We start from the raw sequence: 18,865 nt of genomic DNA on the forward strand, positions 1-18,865 counted from the left end.
CAAAGCGTCGCAGCTCAGCGGGGCGAAGATGCCCCGAGACACAATCCTGACCCTGTATGGTCAGCGTGTCCGCCGACGAAACGGATCGAGGGCATCGATGGCAAACAGGTTCCCCGACAACGCCTTTGTCGCGCGGCAGGCGGTTGATCCAGGTCTTCGGAGGGTTGCCCGGTTCCTGCCGCACGGCTATGCCCTGCACCGGGGGCTCAAGGTTCAGCGGGCGATCATGAACGTCTTCGGTACCACGGGGCGGCTGCGCGACGTGCCGGAGGCGACGGTCAACGAGAACGTGACGGTTCGCCTGCATCGTCCCGGCCATGCCCGCGACCGGGCGCCTGCACTGTTGTGGGTCCATGGCGGCGGCACCGTCATGGGCCATGCCGCCCAGGACGACAAATACCTTCGCAAGCTGGCCCACCGCACGGGGGTGGCGGTCACTGCCGTCGAACACCGCCTCGCCCCCGAGCACCCGTATCCGGCCCCGCTCGAAGACTGCTACGCGGCGCTGCTGTGGCTCGCGCGCCAGCCCTGGGTCGACCCGAACCGGATCGCCGTGGGTGGCGCCAGTGCCGGTGGGCATTTCGCGGCGGCACTGGCGCAGCGGGCTCACGACCGCGGCGACGTCAAGCTCGCGTTCCAAATGCTGGTGTATCCCATGCTCGATGATCGGACCGGCGCGGGCCAGCGCGGCCAGAAGCGCATCATGTGGACCGGGACCGACAACCAGCTGGCCTGGCGCTGGTACCTCGACGGCGCCGACCCCCAAGAAGCCGTTCCGGCACGACGCGAAGATCTGTCCGGCCTGCCGCCGGCGTGGATCGGGGTCGGCACACTGGACCTGTTCTATGAGGAGTGCCTGGAGTACGCGCGGCGCCTGCGCCAGGCGGGTGTTGCGGTGCACGAAGAGATCGCCCCGGGCGCCTTCCACGCGTTCGACCAGATCGTGGACAAGGCGCCGGTGTCGGTGAAGTTCTTCGCCAGCCAGTGCGAGCACCTTCGGGGCGCCCTGGCCGAATCGGCGGCCTGACACCCGGCGCCGCAGTGGCTGAATCGGCCTGTCCCCGAACGGATCTTGCGTCGGCATGCCGCGGGCGGCGGGGCCTCTCCAAGCGGCGAGATGACCGAGGCCGCGCATTTTGACTGCAAAGTGTGCAGAATGTGCAACTATGGAGGCCGTGGTCGTCAACCAGATGGGTCTGCGTGAGCGCCGTCGCCGCCAAACCAGCGCTGACATCCGCGACGCCGCGGTGCGCCTGACGCTGGAACGCGGATACGACAAGGTCACGATCGACGAGATCTGCGCCGCAGCCGGCATATCGACGCGCACGTTCTTCAACTACTTCCCCAACAAAGAGTCCGCACTCGCCTACGGCCCCTCGGACATCCCCCCCGAGCTGGTGGCGGATTTCGTCGCCGCAGGTCCGGCCCCCTATTCGGTGGTGCTGGCGGAACTGATCACGCTGGCCGCGCACCACCTTCGCGACGTGCCTCCGCGGCGCGAACACGCGGCCCACATGCTGGAACTCGCCAAGACCTCGCCGGCGGTCTTGGCCGCGTTTCTCGCCGATCTGGAGCGGTTCCAGACTCACTTGACCGACGTGGTCGCCCGCCGCCAGGGCATGCGGCCGGACGACGAGATCGTCGCGTTGATCGCCGCACTGGCCCTGACCGCGGTGCGTTCGGGTATCGAGCGCTGGTCGAAGGGCGAGGCGGGTGACGACGACGACACGCCGATGCCGCACGTCGAGCGGGCCGCCGCGCTGGTCAACAGCATCTTCACCGAGTGATTTGAAACACTGAAAGCAATTGTTGCATGGTGTGCAACATATGCACAGTATGTACTATGCTCTCTCTGCGGTACTCGAGAACGCCTTCGCATCACATGGCACGTGTCGGCACTGGGGGCGACGGCCGGTGTTCTCGGGATGCCGTTGCCCTGAGACCGTCGAACTTTCGTAGACCCTGGTCGCCGTCGAAACCGTTGCGGTGCACCGTCAGTCGTCGCGCACAACTAGCCACATCATGATCGGATGATGAGGAGGAATCCCTCAGGTGCAGAAATCCAAGGGTTTGCGCAATGCATGGCTGCCCCTGCTGATCGTCGCGGTCCTGGTGGTCGGCGGCTTTGCCGTGGCCCGGGTCAAGTCTTTCTTCGGTGCCCACGACACCGGCATCATGACCAGCCCGCGACTGGATGATTCCAAGCCGTTCAAGCCCAAAGTGGTCAAGTACGAGGTCTTCGGCTCGGCCCGCACCGCCAACGTGAACTACTTGGACCTGTCCGCCGACCCCAAGCGGGTCGACGGCGCGCCATTGCCCTGGACGCTGGTGCTCAGCACGACCGCCCCCTCCGTCTTCCCCAACCTCTCGGCGCAAAGCGACGGTGATTCCCTCGGTTGTCGCATCACCATCGACGACGAAGTCAAGGCCGAGAACATGACCAACCGCGTGCACGCCCTGACCTTCTGCATGGTGAAATCCGCATGAGCACACACCTTGACGACGCCCGCACCGACACCATCCCCGTCGCCCAAGAACCGGTGCGGGAAAAGATTCCGCGAATCATTCGAACCTTCGCGGTGCCCATCATCATCGGCTGGATCGCGCTGATCGCGGTGCTCAACGTCGTCGTCCCGCAGTTGGACGAGGTCGGGAAGATGCGCTCGGTGGAGATGACTCCCGACGATGCGCAATCGGTCGTCGCGACCAAGCGAATGGGCGCGATCTTCAACGAGTACAAGTCCAACAGCTCGGTCATGATCGTGCTCGAGGGCCAAAATCCGCTCGGCGCGGACGCGCATGCCTACTACGACCAGATGGTCAAGAAGCTCGACGCCGACACCAAACACGTTGAGCACGTGCAGGATATGTGGAGCGATCCACTGACCGGGGCTGGTGCTCAGAGCAACGACGGTAAGGCCGCCTACGTCCAGGTGTATCTGGCGGGTAACCAGGGCGAAGCCCTGGCGAACGAGTCGGTCGAGTCGGTCCAAAACATCGTCAAAAGCCTCACCCCACCCAAAGGGGTGAAGGCCTACGTCACCGGGCCCGCGGCCCTGTCGGCCGACCAGCACACGGCCGGCGACCGCAGCCTGCAGCTCATCACCGCGGCCACGTTCACGGTCATCATCGGGATGCTGCTGTTGGTCTATCGGTCCGTCGTCACCGTCTTACTCACGCTGGTGATGGTGGTCCTCGAGCTCTCGGCCGCGCGCGGAATGGTCGCTTTCCTGGGTTACTACAAGATCATTGGCCTCTCGACGTTCGCCACCAACCTCTTGGTCACGTTGGCGATCGCGGCCGCCACCGACTACGCGATCTTCTTGATCGGCCGATATCAGGAGGCCCGTGCCGTCGGCGAGTCACGCGAAGACGCGTACTACACCATGTACAAGGGCACCGCGCACGTGGTGCTCGGGTCGGGCCTGACGATCGCCGGTGCGACCTTCTGCCTGCACTTCACGAACCTGCCCTATTTCCAGACGCTGGGTATCCCGCTGGCCATCGGCATGGTGGTGGTCGTGGCGGCGGCGTTGACGCTCGGTCCCGCGGTCATTTCGGTGGCGACGCGCTTCCGTCGGACGCTCGAGCCCCGACGCAGCCAGCGCATTCGCGGGTGGCGCAAGATCGGCGCGCTCGTGGTCCGGTGGCCCGGCCCGATCCTGGTGCTGACCATCGGGATCGCGCTCATCGGGTTGCTGACCCTGCCCGGTTACCGCACCAACTACAACGACCGCAACTACCTGCCCGCCGATCTCCCCGCCAACGAGGGCTACGCGGCCGCTGACCGGCACTTCTCGCAGGCGCGGATGAATCCCGAAGTGCTGATGATCGAAAGCGACCACGATCTGCGCAACTCCGCGGACTTCCTGGTGATCGACAAGATCGCCAAGACGGTGTTCCGCGTGCCGGGAATCGGTCGCGTGCAGGCCATCACCCGACCGCAGGGCACGCCGATCGAGCACACCTCGATCCCGTTCCAGATCAGCATGCAGGGCGTCACCCAGCAGATGAACCAGAAGTACCAGGAAGACCAGATGGCCGACATGCTGCACCAGGCCGACATGATGCAGACGACCATCGACAGCATGGAGAAGATGTCGAGCATCACCGCGCAGATGGCCAACGACATGCATCAGATGGTCAAGAAGATGCACGACATGACCATCGACATCAACGAATTGCGCCAGCACATGGCCGATTTCGAGGACTTCTTCCGGCCCATCCGCAGCTACCTGTACTGGGAACGGCACTGCTACGACATCCCGGTGTGCTGGTCATTGCGTTCGGTGTTCGACGGCCTGGACGGCATCGACATCATGACAGACGACATCCAGAGCCTGCTGCCGATCATGGATCACCTCGACACGCTGATGCCCCAGATGGTGGCGTTGATGCCGTCGATGATCGAGAACATGAAGGCCATGAAGACGACGATGCTGACCATGTATGCGACCCAGAAGGGCCTGCAGGATCAGCAGAACGAGGCGCAGAAGAACTCCAATGCCATGGGCAAGGCGTTCGACGCGTCCAAGAACGACGACTCGTTCTACCTGCCGCCGGAGACCTTCAACAACGCCGAGTTCAAGAAGGGGATGAAGAACTTCATCTCCCCCGACGGCCATGCCGTGCGCTTTATCATCAGCCATGACGGCGATCCGATGTCGCAGGAAGGCATTTCGCACATTTCCGCCATCAAGAAGGCCGCCTACGAAGCGCTGAAGGGCACGCCCCTGGAGGGCTCGAAGATCTATCTGGCGGGGACCGCGTCGATCTACAAGGACCTCAGCGACGGCAACACGTATGACTTGCTGATCGCCGGGATCTCTTCGCTGTGCCTGATTTTCATCATCATGCTGCTCATCACGCGCGGCGTGGTGGCGTCGGCGGTCATCGTCGGCACCGTGTTGCTTTCGCTGGGCGCGTCGTTCGGCCTGTCGGTGTTGATCTGGCAGCACCTCATCGGCATCGAGCTGCACTGGATGGTGCTCGCGATGTCGGTGATCATCCTGCTTGCCGTCGGCGCGGACTACAACCTGCTGTTGGTGGCGCGGTTCAAGGAGGAGATCTACGCCGGCCTGAACACCGGGATCATCCGGTCGATGGGCGGGACCGGCTCGGTCGTCACTTCGGCCGGCCTGGTGTTCGCCTTCACGATGATGACGATGGCGGTCAGTGAGCTGACGGTCATCGGCCAGGTCGGCACCACCATCGGGCTGGGTCTGCTGTTCGACACGCTGATCGTCCGGTCGCTGATGACGCCGTCGATCGCCGCGCTGCTGGGCAAGTGGTTCTGGTGGCCGCAGCGGGTGCGGCAGCGCCCGGTACCGTCGCCGTGGCCCAAGCCCAGCGACGAGAAGGCGCCGCAGGAGACCGAATCCCTCAGTCCCGCTGGGTAACCCAGTCCGGCTGATCGGCCGTGTCGACCGCCGAGAAGTCCTTGTGGCCCAGGCCGGCGGTGGTGCCGCCGTCGACGACGAACTCCGAGCCGGTCGAATAGCTGGACTCATCGCTGGCCAGGTAGACGACCAGGTTGGAGACCTCCTGGGGCTGGGCGATCCGCCCGAGCGCGGTCTAGAAGATGTCCTCGGGTACCCATTCGGTCATCGGGGTCTTGATGAGCCCGGGGTGGATCGAGTTCACTCGGATCCCGCTGGGACCGAGTTCCAGGGCCGCCGACTTGGTCAGCCCGCGGACGGCGAACTTGGTGGCGGTGTAGCCGTGGCAGGCGATGGTGCCGGCGATGCCCTCGATCGAGGAGATGTTGATGATCGAGCCCCGGCCGGCTTCCTTCATGGGTTTGACCACGGCGCGGATCCCGAGGAAGACGCCCGTCAGGTTGATGTCGAGGATCCGCTGCCACTCCGAGAGGGCGTAGTCCTCGAAGGTGCCGATGTTGATGATGCCGGCGTTGTTGACCAGGATGTCGATGCGGCCGAACTCGCTCAGGGCGGTGGCCACCGCCGCGTCCCAATCCTCGGGCTTGGTCACGTCGAGGTGCAGGTAACGCGTCGCGTCACCGACCTCCGCCGCGACCGCCTTACCCTCGTCGTCGAGGATGTCACCGAACACCACCTTGGCGCCCTCGCCGACCAGCGCCCGTACGTGCGAGGCCCCCATCCCCCGCGCACCCCCGCTGATGAGTGCGACCTTCCCGGCCAGCCGTTCTGCCACTGCGATTCTCCTGTCGTGTGAGTCTCAAGCACCATACGTACCCCAGGCGGTGTATGGCCAGAGTCAGCCCACGACGTCGAAGATCGCCGCGGCGGAGGTGACGGCCTTGTCGGCATTCCCCTCGTCGTGCAGCAGCATCCGCACCCCGACGCGTCCCGGCGCGCCGGCATGCGCGGTGCCCTCGACGCGGAAGGGACCCACCTTGCCGCGCGACATGAACATGACGTGCCAGCTGACCACCTGGAGCTTCCGCGTTCCGGCGACGCCGGCGGCGAGGTCGATAGCCGCGGTTTCTAAGACGACGTGTTGCGGCCCGATGTGTAATGCGGCGTCGGGGGATGCGAGTTCGGTGCTGAGCTCGGGCAGCACCCAATGGCCGTCGTCGCGGCGGCTGGCCCCGAACGCCTGCCACAGCGGCGGCAGGTCCGGCGAATCCTCGACCACCAGTTCGGTGCCCGAAACATCCATCCGGTCAAGGCCTTCCGGCGGGATGCCGATGATCGCCCCCTGCCCCTCGTTGAAGGCGATCACCCGGTCCGGGTTGTCGGCGTCGACGATCTTGCACCGCCCGTAGCCCATGGTGCGCCCCTGGTGCACGATGCCGGAGCCGACGATCTCGACTCGGCTGACGTCGTAGCCGGGGTCGACGATCTGCACGGACGCGATGACCGGGTTGGGCACCGCGACCATGTCGGTCTGACAACCCTCCGGCGAGGAAATGGCCAACGGCGCCACCATGATTCCCCCGGCCTCGTTGCGCATGTCCCGGCGAATGGTGACCGTGTCGTCGGCCTCGCCCAAGTCCATCGAGGAGTGTTTGCGGCCGATGTAGCGGTAGCTGAGCAGCCCCGTCCAGCGCCGGTACAGTTCGTCCCGATAGGCGTCGGAGTCTCCGGCCAACTCCCGGATGTCACGAAGCTGGTCGCCCAATTCCGGCCTCCCTCAGGCTTTTCCGTGCCGCACCTGGTTGAACGGCACGCCGCGGTCGGCGGCGTACTCACGCGGAAAGTTGAGGACACGCTCCCCGATGACGTTGCGAGCCATCTCGGTGGTCCCGCCTCCGATGCTGGCGATCTGCCGGCCCAGGTAACGGGTGCCGATGTCGAGCAGCCCCGCCTCGTCCTCGATCACGGCCGAGGGGCCCGCGACGGCCAGCGCGGTGTCGTTTTCGACGTCGTGCACCTCGGCCATGGACAGCCGGATGATCGATCCCGCCGCGGGCGGGAGGGATCCGCTGGTCACGGCGTGGAAGACGTGCTCGCTGAGTTGCCCGTGCACGACACGATGGACCAGGGCACGGCCCACCAATTCGCGGACTCGTTCGCTGCCGGTCTGGTTCGTCTTCTCGACCAGAGCGAGCAGGTCGATCGAGATATCTTGCGCCTCAGCGATTCCCGGGCCGCTGGTGTACTCCGATCCGTCGCCCATGCTGCGGCGCTCGTGGTAGAGCTGGCGCGAGGCGACGTCCCACCCTTTCCCCGGCTCCCCCACCACGGCGTCGTCACCGACGTCGACGTCGTCGAAGAATTCCTCGCAGAACTCCACGGAGCCGTTGACCTGCTTGATGCGGTTGATCGTGACCCCGGGGTGCCGAAGCAGCACCAGGAACATGGTCAGCCCTTCGTGTTTCGGAACGCTCCAGTCGGTGCGGGCCAGGCACAGGCCGTAGTCGGCGGCGAACGCCCAGGTGCTCCATGTTTTGGCGCCGTTGATGATCCATCGCCCGTCCCGGCGGTCGGCGCGAGTCAGCACACCCGCGAGATCCGACCCCCCGCTGGGCTCCGACAGCAGCTGCACCAGCACTTCGTCGCCGCGCAGTGCGGCCGCGATGTGGGTGCGCTTCTGCTCCTCGCTGCCCATGTCCAGGATCGTCGCGCAGCAGATGGCGAACGACGGAACGTTGAGCATCAAGGGGGTCTCGTAGGCCAGGGCCTCGGCGTCGAACGCTTTCTTGTATTCGTAGCCCAAGCCCAGCCCGCCGTATTCGCGCGGGAAGCAGATGCCGGCGAATCCGCCGTCGTACAGCCTTTTTTGCAGCTCGCGGGCGCGCTGCCAGGAGGTGAGCGAGTCGCGTTGCAGAGCCATCGCGTCGCCGGAATCAAGCCGCGGGAGGTTGCCGGCCAGCCACGCCTTGGCCCGGCCCCGGAATTCCTCGACCGACTCCGACGTCACCGGATGACCTCTCGTTCGAGCGTCGACCTTGTGCTGGGCGACTGTACAGCAGCGCTGCCGCGGCTGTACAGGTCGGCGCCTCACGACCGGTTCAACTCCACCGCGGAGCGGATCAGCGCCGTCAGCGCCTTCACGTCGAGCTCGTCGCCCTCGTGAAAATCGATCGCGCGTCGGGTGTTGCCGTCGAGACTGGAGTTGAACAGGCCAGCGGGATCATCGAGCGAGGCCCCCTTGGCGAAGGTCATCTTCACGACGTTCTTGTAGGTCTCGCCGGTGCAGATCATTCCGTCGTGGTACCAGACCGGGACGCCCCGCCACTTCCACTCCTCGACCACGTCGGGGTCGGCGTCCTTGACGAGTTGCCTGATGCGGGCGAGCATCTCGCCGCGCCAATCCCCCAACTCCTTGATCCTGGCGTCGATCAGCTCAGCGGGAGATTCGTCTTTGGAGTCGGCCATCCTGGCTTACCTTTGCGATGTCGTCGCTCGACCGCCCCGTTCCGGCGACGGGGTCGGCGGCCCGTAGTCTGCAGTACTCAGCATGACCGATACACATCCCTTTGACGACGCCGTCCGCCTCGAGACCGTCGACGCCGACACCAGGCGCGGGCGGACCCATCCGGAATGGGCCAACATGGTGGGTCCCTTCGGCGGGATCACCGCCGCCGTGATGCTGCGCGCCGTCGAGTCACACCCCGACCGCCTCGGCGAGCCGCTGGCGTTGACGGTCAACTACGCCGCGCCGATCGCCGACGGCGACTTCGACATCTCACTGCGGGCCGCGCGCACAAATCGCTCCAACCAGCACTGGATCGCCGAACTCGCCCAGGACGGAGACGTCAAGACGACGGCGACCGCGTTGTTCGCGATCCGGCGCGACGGTTGGGGCGACACCGAAAGCCGCCCGCCGAGCGCACCGGACCCGGAGCAGCTTCCTGCCACGGATCCGGGCCTGGTGCGCTGGACGAGCCTCTACGACATGCGCTACGTCGAAGGCCCCATGCCCGGCAAAGACGGCCAACCGAACCCCTCGTCGACGACCACCCTGTGGGTGCGCGACGGCGCGCAACGCCCCGTCGACTACCCGGCGCTCGCCGCGCTATGCGACGCGTTCTACCCCCGGGTGTTCCTGCGGCGGGGCGCCATCATCCCGTCCGGAACGATCTCGCTGACGACGTACTTCCACGCGGATCGGCACGAACTCGACCGCTCAGGCGACGACTTCGTCCTGTGCACCGCCCACGCCAACCGCTTCAGCCGCGGCTACTTCGACCAGAGCGCACAGGTGTGGACGCGCGATGGCGTGCTGCTGGCCACCACGCACCAGGTCGTCTACTTCAAAGGCTGAAGGGTTTACACTTCGCCGGGGAAACGTCACTGCAGAGGCGCATAGAATCGAGCCGCCATGACAGAGCGCGCGGAGCGCAGCGTCACCGACGCGGACACCGCCACGCTGCTGGCCATCGAATCCATCAAGCAGCTCAAGGCCCGTTACTGCCGGCTGCTCGACACCAAGGACTGGGCGGGGTGGCGCACCATCTTCACCGATGACTTCCTCAGCGACACGGCCGAGGCCGGCGGCAAGGTCATCGAGGGGGCGGACGAGTTCGTGGCGTTCACGCGCAAGGCCCTCGGGCGGCCCGGGCAGGCCACCGCCCACCAGGTGCACGCCCCCGAGATCACGCTCACCTCGGAGACGGCCGCGCGCGGGGTGTGGGCGCTGCAAGACGTCGTCCGATTCGGCCCCGGCGTGACCCTGGTCGGCTACGGCCACTACCACGAGACCTACGAGAACATCGCCGGGCAATGGTTCATCAAGAGCTCCAAGCTGACTCGACTGCGAGAGGATATCGTCACTCCGGTGTTTTCGCTCTACATCTCCGACCGAATCCGCCGGGCCATTGGCCGAGTCGCGAATATGGTGATGAACCCATGACCGCCTCCACCGTTCTGGTCACCGGCGCATTCGGGCAAATCGGCAAGCGCTGCACGCAGATCCTGCTGGACCGGGGACGCACCGTGATCGCATTGGATCTGCGCACCGAGAACACCGTCGCCGTCGAAAAAGAACTGGCCGCCGCCCGCCACCCCGGAACGCTGATCCCGGCCTACACCGATCTGCTGGACGCCGAGGCGCTGCGCGACCTCGTCATGACCCGTCAACCCGACGCGGTCGTCCACCTCGCCGCGGTCGTGTCCCCGTTGTCGTATCGCAAACCCGCGCTGGCACGCAAGGTGAATGTGGGTGGGACCGAGAATCTCCTGGCAGCGTGCGCCGCACTCACGCGCCCGCCGTTGTTCCTGATGGCCTCCAGCGCCGCGGTGTACGGGTCGCGCAACCCGTACCGTCAGCCCGAACGGATCACCCCGGACACCCCCGTGAATCCCATCGATCAATACGGTCAGGACAAGGTGCTCGCGGAGGCGGCGATCCGCGCGAGCGGCCTGCCGTACGCGCTCTTCCGGCTGGGCGGGGTCATCTCGCCGGATATGCACACCACCGTCAACGGCGACTCCCTGCTGCTGATGCGATCCATGCCCGGCGACAACCGCATGCACGCGGTCGATGCTCGCGATGTGGCGCTGGCCTTCGCCAACGGCGTCGACCGGCAAGCCGGCATCGCGGGCAAGGTGATACTCATCGGCGGCAACGAGTCCTATGTCCTCACTCAGCGCGACATCGAGGACGCCCTGATGGAAGCCATCGGCCTCGGTCGCCTCGGCCCGTCCGCCAGCCTGCCGGGCGACCCGACCGACGACCGCGGCTGGAGCTTCACCGGCTGGTATGACACCACCGAAGCCCAGGCGCTGCTCGATTTCCAAGAGCACGACTGGTCGCAGACGCTGGCCTGGATCGCCGAGACGCAGGGCCGTCTGCGCATGGTGGTTCGGCTGCTGAGCCCGGTCTTGCGGCCGGTCCTGCGGACCGTCCTGATGGTGCAGCGCCGGCTCGAGGGGCGCGGTCCCTACGCCGACCCCTGGACGCTGATCGAAAAGAAATACGGCACCGCGGCACTAGCCGGCGCCGACTAGCAAGCGATCATTACCGAGAGCTGTTGCACCGCAACATGACTCGCACGCCCGCACCCGTCAGCGATCGATCCATCTCATCTGCGCTTCGGCATGATGGCCGCCCACGGGCGGGGTGATCCGATCGAGCCGGGACAGCTGGTCGGCCGTGAGCTCGACCGCGTCGGCGCCGACGTTTTCCTCGAGCCGCGCCACCCGCTTTGTGCCCGGAATCGGCACGATGTCAGGCCCTTTCGCCAACAGCCAGGCCAGAGCGACCTGAGCCGGGGTCGCACCGACGTCGGCGCTGATGGCGCGCAATTCGTCGGCGCTTTGCAGGTTGTGCTGGAAGTTCTCGTCGAAAAACCGCGGATTGGTCTTGCGGTAGTCGCTGTCCGGCAGCCCCTCGGTGGAGCGAATGGCGCCGGTGAGGAAGCCGCGGCCCAGCGGTGAGTAAGCGACGAATCCGATCCCCAATTCGCGCAGCACCGGCAATATCTCGTCTTCCTGGTCGCGCGTCCACAGCGAATACTCGGATTGCACCGCGGTGATGGGATGCACCGCGTGCGCACGCCGGATGGTGTTGACGCCGACCTCCGAAAGGCCGATGTGCCGGACCTTCCCGGCGGCGACCAGCTCGGCCAATGCGCCGACCGTGTCTTCGATCGGGGTGTCCCGGTCAAGGCGGTGCTGATAGTAGAGGTCGATTCGGTCGGTGCCGAGCCGTTGCAGCGAACCCTCGACGGCGATACGGATGTTGGCGGGGCTACTGTCCAGGCCGTTGCGCCCGGTGTGCGAGATCAGGCCGAACTTGGTGGCCAGCACCACCTGATCGCGGCGCCCCTGCAAGGCGCGGGCGAGCAGTTCTTCGTTGACGTAGGGGCCGTACACCTCGGCCGTGTCGATCAGCGTGACACCCAGGTCGATCGCGCGGTGGACGGTGCGGATCGCCTCGGCGTCGTCGCTGCCGGCGCCGGCGTAGGCCACCGACATGCCCATGGCGCCCAGGCCGATGCGGCCGACCTCCAAGCCTGCAAGGCGAGCTTGTTTCATGGCGTCATTGTGCGCTCAGCGACTTCGGGGCGTGGGGCGGGTACCGTTGCGCGAGTGCACCGCATCGATCTGACCGCGATCCGATGGACGACATAGAAACGACGCGACCGGCCCGCAATCTGGCGGTGGACTTCTACCGCGCGTCGGGCGTGGTCCTCATCGTGCTGGGCCACTGGCTGGCCGGTTCCGTGACCTACCACGACGGGCAATTCGGCCGGGAGAACCCGCTGCTGGACATGCCCTGGACGCAATGGTTGACCTGGATCTTCCAGGCGGTGCCGGTGTTCTTCTTCGTGGCCGGCTACGCCGGAGCCGTGTCGTGGGCGCACCGCCGCGAGGGCGGCAGCTTCTCACGCCAGGCCTGGATCCGGCATCGACTGGCTCGGGTGCTGGGTCCGACGACGGTCTACGTCGCGCTCGTTTCGGTGATCGTGGTGGTGCTCCAGGCCCAACGGGTGCCGGGCACCGTGCTGGAATACGCGGGGTGGGCGGTGGCCATGCACCTGTGGTTCCTCGCCGTGTACGTGCTGGTCGTCTCACTGACGCCCATTGCCGTTGCGGCACATCGACGTTGGGGCCTGAGGGTACCGGCGGTACTGGCCGCCGGGGTCGTCCTGATCGACGCCGTGTCGCTCGCGGGCCACGTGCCCTACGTCGGCTCGCTCAACTACCTGTTGTGCTGGGGCCTGCTCTATCAGCTCGGCATCGCCTGGGAGGGTGGGCTGTTGGCCGGCCGCAGACCGGTGTTGCTCGCCGCCGGTTCGGCCGTCGCCCTGGCACTGCTGATCCGAGTGGGGCCGTATCCGGTGAGCATGATCGGCGTTCCGGGGGAACCGATCGAGAACACGACGCCGCCCACGGTGGCGATGATGGCGTTCGCCTGCACGCAGGCCGGGCTGGCGATGGCAGTTGCGGCGATGCTCGACCGGGTCCTGCACCACGGCCCCGTGCGGCGCGTGTTGTCGACCGCCAACGCCAACGTGATGGCGCTTTACCTGTGGCACATGATTCCTGTGGTCATCGTCGCGATCGTCGCTTATCCGGCCGGCCTGATACCCCAGCCCGATGAGGGGTCTGCGACGTGGTGGCTGGTCCGACTGGAGTGGATCACGATCCTCAGCGTGGTGACGGCGGTCGAGTTGGTGCTGCTGTGGTGGCAGCGGCGGTTCTTCGCGGTTCCGCTGCCGACGTTCGGACTACCGCTCGGCGATCGCTGGGGCGAAACGATCATGCTCTCCGGCGCCGTCCTGGCCGCCGTTGGTCTGCACCTTTTGGCCCAGGGCGGCTTCGCACCGGACGGGCGCTTCTCCTGGCCGGCCGCGGCGGTGTTCGCCGCCGGCGCGGTCTTGGTGGCGTTGCGGCCCAAGGCGCCGTCGCCGGTGACCGGCGTCGAGGCGCAGCGGCGCAGCGGCGCCTAGTGGTGGGCCGGCAGCACGTGGTCGGCCAGCCTGTCGGTGGACAGGCACAGCGAGCAGACATGCGCGTCGTGGGTTTCACACGCCGCCACGTCCGGCCGCTCGTAGTCGTGATGGCAGACGTGGCACTTCAACTGCGCCGCTGAGGGATTGCCGTATTCGTCATACATGGGCAAGTCGATGCCGTCGTGGGTGCGACGCAGGTAATACCTGCCCTTGGTCGCGATCGCCAGGATCGGCGGCATGACCAACGCGACGACGATCGCCACCAACGGCGAGTACGGACGCAGCGCCTCACCGAGGCCGCCGAAGAAGGCGACTATCGACAACCCGGCGGCCAACAGCATCGACCCGAAGCCCACCGGATTGATGGCATACAGCATGCCCCGCCGAAACTCCGGGCGCTTCGGTGACAACTTGAGCAGGTACTTGTTGAACACGATGTCCGACGCCACGGCCACCACCCATGCCATTCCACAGTTGGCGTAGAACCCCAGGATCGTGTTCAGGACGTCGAACATGTCGGATTCCATCATGATCAACGCAATGACGAGGTTGACGGCGAGGAAGACGACCCGCCCCGGGTAATGCTTGGTGACCCGGGTGAACGAATTGGTCCACGCCAAGGAACCCGAGTATGCGTTCGTCACATTGATCTTGATCTGGCTGAGCACCACCAGGACCACCGCGAGTGTCAGCGCAAGCCATCCCGGCATGAAGTCGCGGTAGATCAACAAGAATTGGTGCACGGGCTGATTGGCGACCGACGTCGAGCCCGCAACGCGAGCGATCAGATAGACGGCCAAAAACAGGCCGATGATCTGTTTGATCGCTCCGAACACGACCCAGCCGGGTCCGGCGAGCAGCACCCACGTCCACCAACTGCGCGAGTTCGCCGGCGTCCGCGGGGGCATGAAACGCAGGTAGTCGATCTGCTCGGCGATCTGCGCGATCAGCGACAGGCACACGCCGGCCGCCAACAACGTCGAGCCGATGTTCACCGCGCCGCCGCCGCGGCCGCGGTACCCGAAGAACTGGTGGATGGAGTCCGGGTGGCGCACCACGAGGTAGACGAACGGAACGACCATCAGGATCAACCACAACGGCGTCGTCCAGAGCTGGAGCTGGGACAACACCTTCATGCCGTAGATCACCAGCGGGAAGATGATCAGCGTCGAGCAGGCATAGCCGGCCCAAAGCGGGAGGCGCAGGCCGAGCTTGAGGCCCTGCGCCATGATCGAGCCCTCGAGGGCGAAAAAGATGAAGGTGAACGACGCGAAGATCACGTTGGTGACCACCGAGCCGTAGTAGCCGAAACCGCTACCCCGGGTGATCAGGTCCAGGTCGAGGTTGTAGCGCGCCGCATAATAGGCCAACGGCAGCCCGGTCGCGAAGATCACCAGGGCGAAGATCCCGATGCCGCACAACGCGTTGCCGGTTCCGTAGGAGATGCCGACATTGGCGCCGATCGCGAAGTCGGCCAAATACGCGATGCCGCCGAGCGCCGAGATGCCCACTACGGCTGTCGACCATCGTCGATAACTGCGCGGTGCGAACCGCAGCGTGTAATCTTCGAGCGTCTCTTTGGTGGCCGTCATGGTGTCCAGGTCCACCTCGGCCGCGGACGGATTGGTGTCGGATTCGGTTTCCTGCGTCATGCACTCCCCCTCGCCCACAAGTCCCGACGAAGATAACCGACGCGGGTTGCGACAAAGTGACGCCCGGCATCGGCGAAGCCGCCCGCCGAGGTGCTGGATACACCGACCGGCATCACGCTCTGTGGGCTAAGCGACCTACGACCCCGCGATTGGGGTCGTAGTGCCCTGGGCGGGACGGTACCCGGGGAGAAAACGTTTTCCTCAAGGCTCGGATTCCGTGAACAGTTGAGCCTAGGCTAGACCGAGACACCCTCGCTAAGGGAGTACACAGATGTCACACGCTACGCTCCACACCAATCACATCCCTCAGCAACGCGCGCAGGATGCCCAGCTTCTGAAGGAGTCCGGGGTCCACAAGCTCGTCGTCACCGACCGCGATGGCAACTGCTTGGCGTTCTTATTGGCTTGGGAAAGCTTCGACTACGACGCTGAGACGGATACCTATGTCTGCGTGGCCGACGGCGACGGCAGAGAGCTGATGACCGTGTACACCGCCGGCGAGATCAAGCCGGCCGCCAAAGCGAACACGTATGTGGTAACCGCGCCGGACAGATTCGGCGGCCCCAGGGCGCTGTAGACGCGCCGATCGACGGGCCCGACCGGCCGGCGGTTTCTTCACGCCTTCTTGGCGCGGTCGACCCGCGCGGTGATCCGATCGCCTCTCAGCCACCGATGTCGCTGGTGGCTGCCGGTCCCACCCCGCGGCACACCTGGCGGGACCTTGACATCGCGAAACTTATGATAGACCGTTCGTACGGTTAGTTTGAGTCGAAGGTGGAAGATGCCCCGACCTGGGAGACGTGGCGAGATTTTCGACGCGTTCGTCCGTTATGTCGCCGAACGCGGCTACGACAGAACGAATATGGGCGACATCGCCGACGAGCTTGGCATGTCGAAGGGCACCATCGTCCATCACTTCGGGACCAAAGCGCAGATGTTGCGCGAACTCGAAGAGACCCACCTGGCCCGCCAACTCGATGCGCTGCAGATGGCGTGGGCCCGCCTGGCCGCGCCGCACGAACGCATCGCCGCAATCATCTACGCCTCCGCACTGCTCCAAGTGGTCGCTCGCGATGCGACGGTGGCAAGCCAGCGCGAAGTGGTTCAGCTGTTCGATGACCCCGCTATGCACCAGGTGCGGAAGTTGCGAAATCAGTTGCAGGCGCTGGCAACTGACGAGATCCGCAACGGGATAGAGAGCGGCGTGTTCCGAAGCGTCGACGTCGAGCTGGCAGCACTGCAGCTGTGGGGATCGCTGCAGTGGATGTGGGTATGGTTCGATCCCACCGGTTCCCGGACTCCCGAACAAGTCGGTGCCGCGTTCGTCGACGTGTTCCTCGGCGGACTGCTACTCGACCGACTGGCGCTCGGAAAGTGGGCAAACCCTTCCGCGGAGGTCGTCTCGGTGGTGCGCGAATGCCTCACCGCAGTCACCAGTTCTGGTGATTGACCGATCGGCCTCTAATACCTTGTGCGGGTCGGTAATTGGCCCGAACTGTTGCCCGCCTGATCGCCTTGGCCGTTCTTAACCGACCGGAGACGAGCGCCGGAGCGCGGCATCGTCGCCGTACGCCCGGTCGGTTATAAGGGCCCGCTTTCTCTTTATCCGTCCGTTGTCACCGGACACCGATTCACCCGGTCACTAGCCAAAGTTCCTGGTATTTGCCCGAACAACTCTACTGCAGCTCCGAGCGCTCTTCGGGCAGTTCGGTGGTGCAATTCGAGCCAGCGTGGCGGTTATTGACTGACCGTACGGTCTAATGCAATAGTGACTGCGTGGCGCAAACGAGGGCGGCATGGAGCTGAAAGCACGGTCCCGAAGTGCCGGTCGGGGGGATCACCTGGTCGACCGACATTGGAAACAAGGTGCTGCGCCAAGCGGCGGAAAGCGCCGAGCGCCGTCGCGGCGAGAGGTAGAGAGCAGAAGCCCGGAGTTGCATTCGCTGCCAGGTACTTCGAAACCTGCCGCATTGCAGAGCCTTTCGATACCAGCTCACCAGATCAATCAGACCGCGAGGCGGGTTCACGTCCACGCTCGCGATCCCCGTCCAGCGACCGTGCGTACCCCGCTTGACCCAGCAGTGCAGCCCTCGCGACTGAGTGCGCGGTCGGGTCAGGGGCGGCGCGGATGACCACCTCACACCTGACCGCCAGCAAAATAGGCCAAAGGATTCGACCGGGCACGGAAGTGGCCGGCGGGTTCTTCCGCATGTGCGTGCTGACCGGCAAGGCGCTCAGGCAGCCGTTCGAGTGGCGCGAGTTCATCTGGAACGGCTGGTTTCTCATGCGGGTATCACTGCTGCCCACGATCGCGGTGTCCATCCCCGAAACCGTGCTCCTCATTTTCACGCTCAACCTGCTGCTGGCCGAGATCGGCGCCGCCGACGTCTCGGGTGCCGGGGCCGCGATCGGCGCGGTCACCCAGCTCGGCCCGATCGTGACGGTGCTGGTGGTCGCCGGCGCGGGCGGCACCGCCATCTGCGCCGACCTCGGCGCGCGAACCATCCGCGAGGAGATCGATGCGCTCGAGGTGCTCGGCATCGACCCGATCCACCGGCTGGTGGTCCCCCGCGTCGTCGCCTCGACACTCGTCGCCGTACTGCTCAACGGCCTCGTGGTCGCCGTCGGCCTGGGGGGCGGCTACCTGTTCAGCGTGTACCTGCAGAACGTCTCGAGCGGTGCCTACCTCTCCACGCTCACGGCGCTCACCGGCCTGCCCGAGGTGGTGATCGCGTTCATCAAGGCGGCGACATTCGGGCTGATCGCCGGCCTGGTCGGCTGTTACCGCGGGCTGATCGTTCGCGGCGGGTCCAAGGGTTTGGGCACCGCCGTCAACGAGACGGTGGTGCTGTGCTTCATCGCCCTGTTCGCGGTCAACGCCGCGCTGACCACCATCGGCGTCCGATTCGGGACGGGGCGCTGACATGGCCGCGGCCACAGGGGTTCCCGCCCGCCACCTCCACGTTCCGCGGGCCGCCCTCATTCGATATGGGGAAGCCCCCGACCGAGTACTGGTCGAGATCGGGCAAATGGTCTGGTTCGCCCTGAGCGCAATCGGGCAGATCCCGTTCGCCGTGCACCGCTACCGCAAGGAGCTGCTGCGCATGGTGGCCCAGATGGGCATGGGCACCGGCGCGATGGCCGTGGTCGGCGGCACCGCCGCCATCGTCGGGTTCATCACCCTGTCCGCCGGCTCACTGGTCGCCATCCAGGGCTACGCGACGCTCGGCAACATCGGTGTCGAGGCATTCACCGGCTTCTTGGCCGCCCTGGTCAACGTGCGGTTCGTGGCGCCGGTGGCCGCCGGCCAGGCGCTGGCCGCCACGGTCGGCGCCGGCGCCACCGCCGAACTGGGCGCCATGCGCATCAGCGAGGAGATCGACGC

The 18,865-nt window shown here is 65.8% G+C and carries 17 protein-coding genes and 1 pseudogene; 12 read left to right on the forward strand and 6 right to left on the reverse strand.

Annotated elements, in window-relative coordinates; genetic code table 11:
- The first annotated feature begins 97 nt into the window (after positions 1–97).
- The 4 genes from A9X04_RS27405 (at position 98) to A9X04_RS27420 (ending at position 5,399) form a co-directional block, all read left to right on the forward strand.
- The gene (locus A9X04_RS27405) at positions 98–1,027 is read left to right on the forward strand and encodes an alpha/beta hydrolase (RefSeq protein ID WP_067927758.1); all 930 of its coding nucleotides are present in this window, start codon (positions 98–100) and stop codon (positions 1,025–1,027) included.
- Positions 1,028–1,166: 139 nt separating this feature from the next.
- Entirely contained in the window at positions 1,167–1,787 is a 621-nt protein-coding gene (locus A9X04_RS27410) for a TetR/AcrR family transcriptional regulator (protein ID WP_067927762.1), read from the forward strand.
- 283 nt (positions 1,788–2,070) lie between these two features.
- Positions 2,071–2,487 carry an MmpS family transport accessory protein gene (locus A9X04_RS27415; protein WP_067927820.1) on the forward strand — a complete coding sequence of 139 codons (417 nt, stop codon included), beginning with the start codon at positions 2,071–2,073 and terminating at the stop codon, positions 2,485–2,487.
- Entirely contained in the window at positions 2,484–5,399 is a 2,916-nt protein-coding gene (locus A9X04_RS27420; protein ID WP_067927766.1) for an RND family transporter, read from the forward strand. The genes A9X04_RS27415 and A9X04_RS27420 overlap by 4 nt, the downstream gene beginning before the upstream one ends.
- Here the strand turns inward: A9X04_RS27420 and A9X04_RS27425 are convergent.
- The 4 genes and pseudogenes from A9X04_RS27425 to A9X04_RS27440 form a co-directional block, all read right to left on the reverse strand.
- Positions 5,383–6,174 (reverse strand): annotated as a pseudogene (locus A9X04_RS27425) (SDR family oxidoreductase). The gene A9X04_RS27420 and the pseudogene A9X04_RS27425 overlap by 17 nt on opposite strands.
- A gap of 63 nt (positions 6,175–6,237) precedes the next feature.
- The gene (locus A9X04_RS27430; protein WP_067927769.1) at positions 6,238–7,104 is read right to left on the reverse strand and encodes a hypothetical protein; all 867 of its coding nucleotides are present in this window, start codon (positions 7,102–7,104) and stop codon (positions 6,238–6,240) included.
- Positions 7,105–7,116: 12 nt separating this feature from the next.
- Positions 7,117–8,346 (reverse strand): acyl-CoA dehydrogenase family protein, encoded by a 1,230-nt coding sequence (locus A9X04_RS27435; protein ID WP_067927772.1) that lies wholly within the window; start codon positions 8,344–8,346, stop codon positions 7,117–7,119.
- 80 nt (positions 8,347–8,426) lie between these two features.
- Entirely contained in the window at positions 8,427–8,804 is a 378-nt protein-coding gene (locus A9X04_RS27440) for a DUF1801 domain-containing protein (RefSeq protein ID WP_067927775.1), read from the reverse strand.
- An 82-nt stretch (positions 8,805–8,886) separates the two neighbouring features.
- On the opposite strand from A9X04_RS27440, the gene A9X04_RS27445 reads away from it, so the two are divergent.
- From A9X04_RS27445 to A9X04_RS27455, 3 genes are read left to right on the forward strand one after another with little or no spacing between them, the layout of a single operon-like run.
- On the forward strand, positions 8,887–9,693 hold the full coding sequence (locus A9X04_RS27445; RefSeq protein ID WP_067927778.1) for an acyl-CoA thioesterase II: 807 nt from the start codon (positions 8,887–8,889) through the stop codon (positions 9,691–9,693).
- Positions 9,694–9,750: 57 nt separating this feature from the next.
- Complete coding sequence (locus A9X04_RS27450; protein WP_067927781.1) at positions 9,751–10,281, forward strand: nuclear transport factor 2 family protein; 531 nt, start codon at positions 9,751–9,753, stop codon at positions 10,279–10,281.
- Positions 10,278–11,378, forward strand: coding sequence for an NAD(P)-dependent oxidoreductase (locus A9X04_RS27455; protein ID WP_067927783.1), 1,101 nt, complete (start codon positions 10,278–10,280; stop codon positions 11,376–11,378). Before A9X04_RS27450 ends, A9X04_RS27455 begins: the two co-directional genes overlap by 4 nt.
- A 57-nt stretch (positions 11,379–11,435) precedes the next feature.
- On the opposite strand, the gene A9X04_RS27460 is transcribed toward A9X04_RS27455, so the two are convergent.
- Positions 11,436–12,407: an aldo/keto reductase gene (locus A9X04_RS27460; protein ID WP_067927785.1), complete on the reverse strand. Its 972-nt coding sequence runs from the start codon at positions 12,405–12,407 to the stop codon at positions 11,436–11,438.
- A gap of 83 nt (positions 12,408–12,490) precedes the next feature.
- Between A9X04_RS27460 and A9X04_RS27465 the strand changes: the two genes are divergently transcribed.
- On the forward strand, positions 12,491–13,825 hold the full coding sequence (locus A9X04_RS27465; RefSeq protein ID WP_067927787.1) for an acyltransferase: 1,335 nt from the start codon (positions 12,491–12,493) through the stop codon (positions 13,823–13,825).
- On the opposite strand, the gene A9X04_RS27470 is transcribed toward A9X04_RS27465, so the two are convergent.
- Entirely contained in the window at positions 13,822–15,420 is a 1,599-nt protein-coding gene (locus tag A9X04_RS27470) for a cytosine permease (protein ID WP_231985837.1), read from the reverse strand. The two genes, A9X04_RS27465 and A9X04_RS27470, sit on opposite strands and share 4 nt — an antisense overlap.
- A gap of 331 nt (positions 15,421–15,751) precedes the next feature.
- On the opposite strand from A9X04_RS27470, the gene A9X04_RS27475 reads away from it, so the two are divergent.
- The 4 genes from A9X04_RS27475 to A9X04_RS27490 form a co-directional block, all read left to right on the forward strand.
- Positions 15,752–16,057: a hypothetical protein gene (locus A9X04_RS27475; protein ID WP_067927791.1), complete on the forward strand. Its 306-nt coding sequence runs from the start codon at positions 15,752–15,754 to the stop codon at positions 16,055–16,057.
- A 204-nt stretch (positions 16,058–16,261) separates the two neighbouring features.
- Positions 16,262–16,930: a TetR/AcrR family transcriptional regulator gene (locus A9X04_RS27480; protein ID WP_067927795.1), complete on the forward strand. Its 669-nt coding sequence runs from the start codon at positions 16,262–16,264 to the stop codon at positions 16,928–16,930.
- Positions 16,931–17,689: 759 nt separating this feature from the next.
- Positions 17,690–18,403, forward strand: coding sequence for an MlaE family ABC transporter permease (locus A9X04_RS27485; RefSeq protein ID WP_369804363.1), 714 nt, complete (start codon positions 17,690–17,692; stop codon positions 18,401–18,403).
- Between the two features lies 1 nt (position 18,404).
- On the forward strand, positions 18,405–18,865 hold a 461-nt coding region (locus tag A9X04_RS27490), incomplete at its 3' end, for an ABC transporter permease (protein WP_197509447.1).

This window comes from Mycobacterium sp. E3247 (assembly GCF_001667785.1).
Lineage (GTDB): Bacteria > Actinomycetota > Actinomycetes > Mycobacteriales > Mycobacteriaceae > Mycobacterium.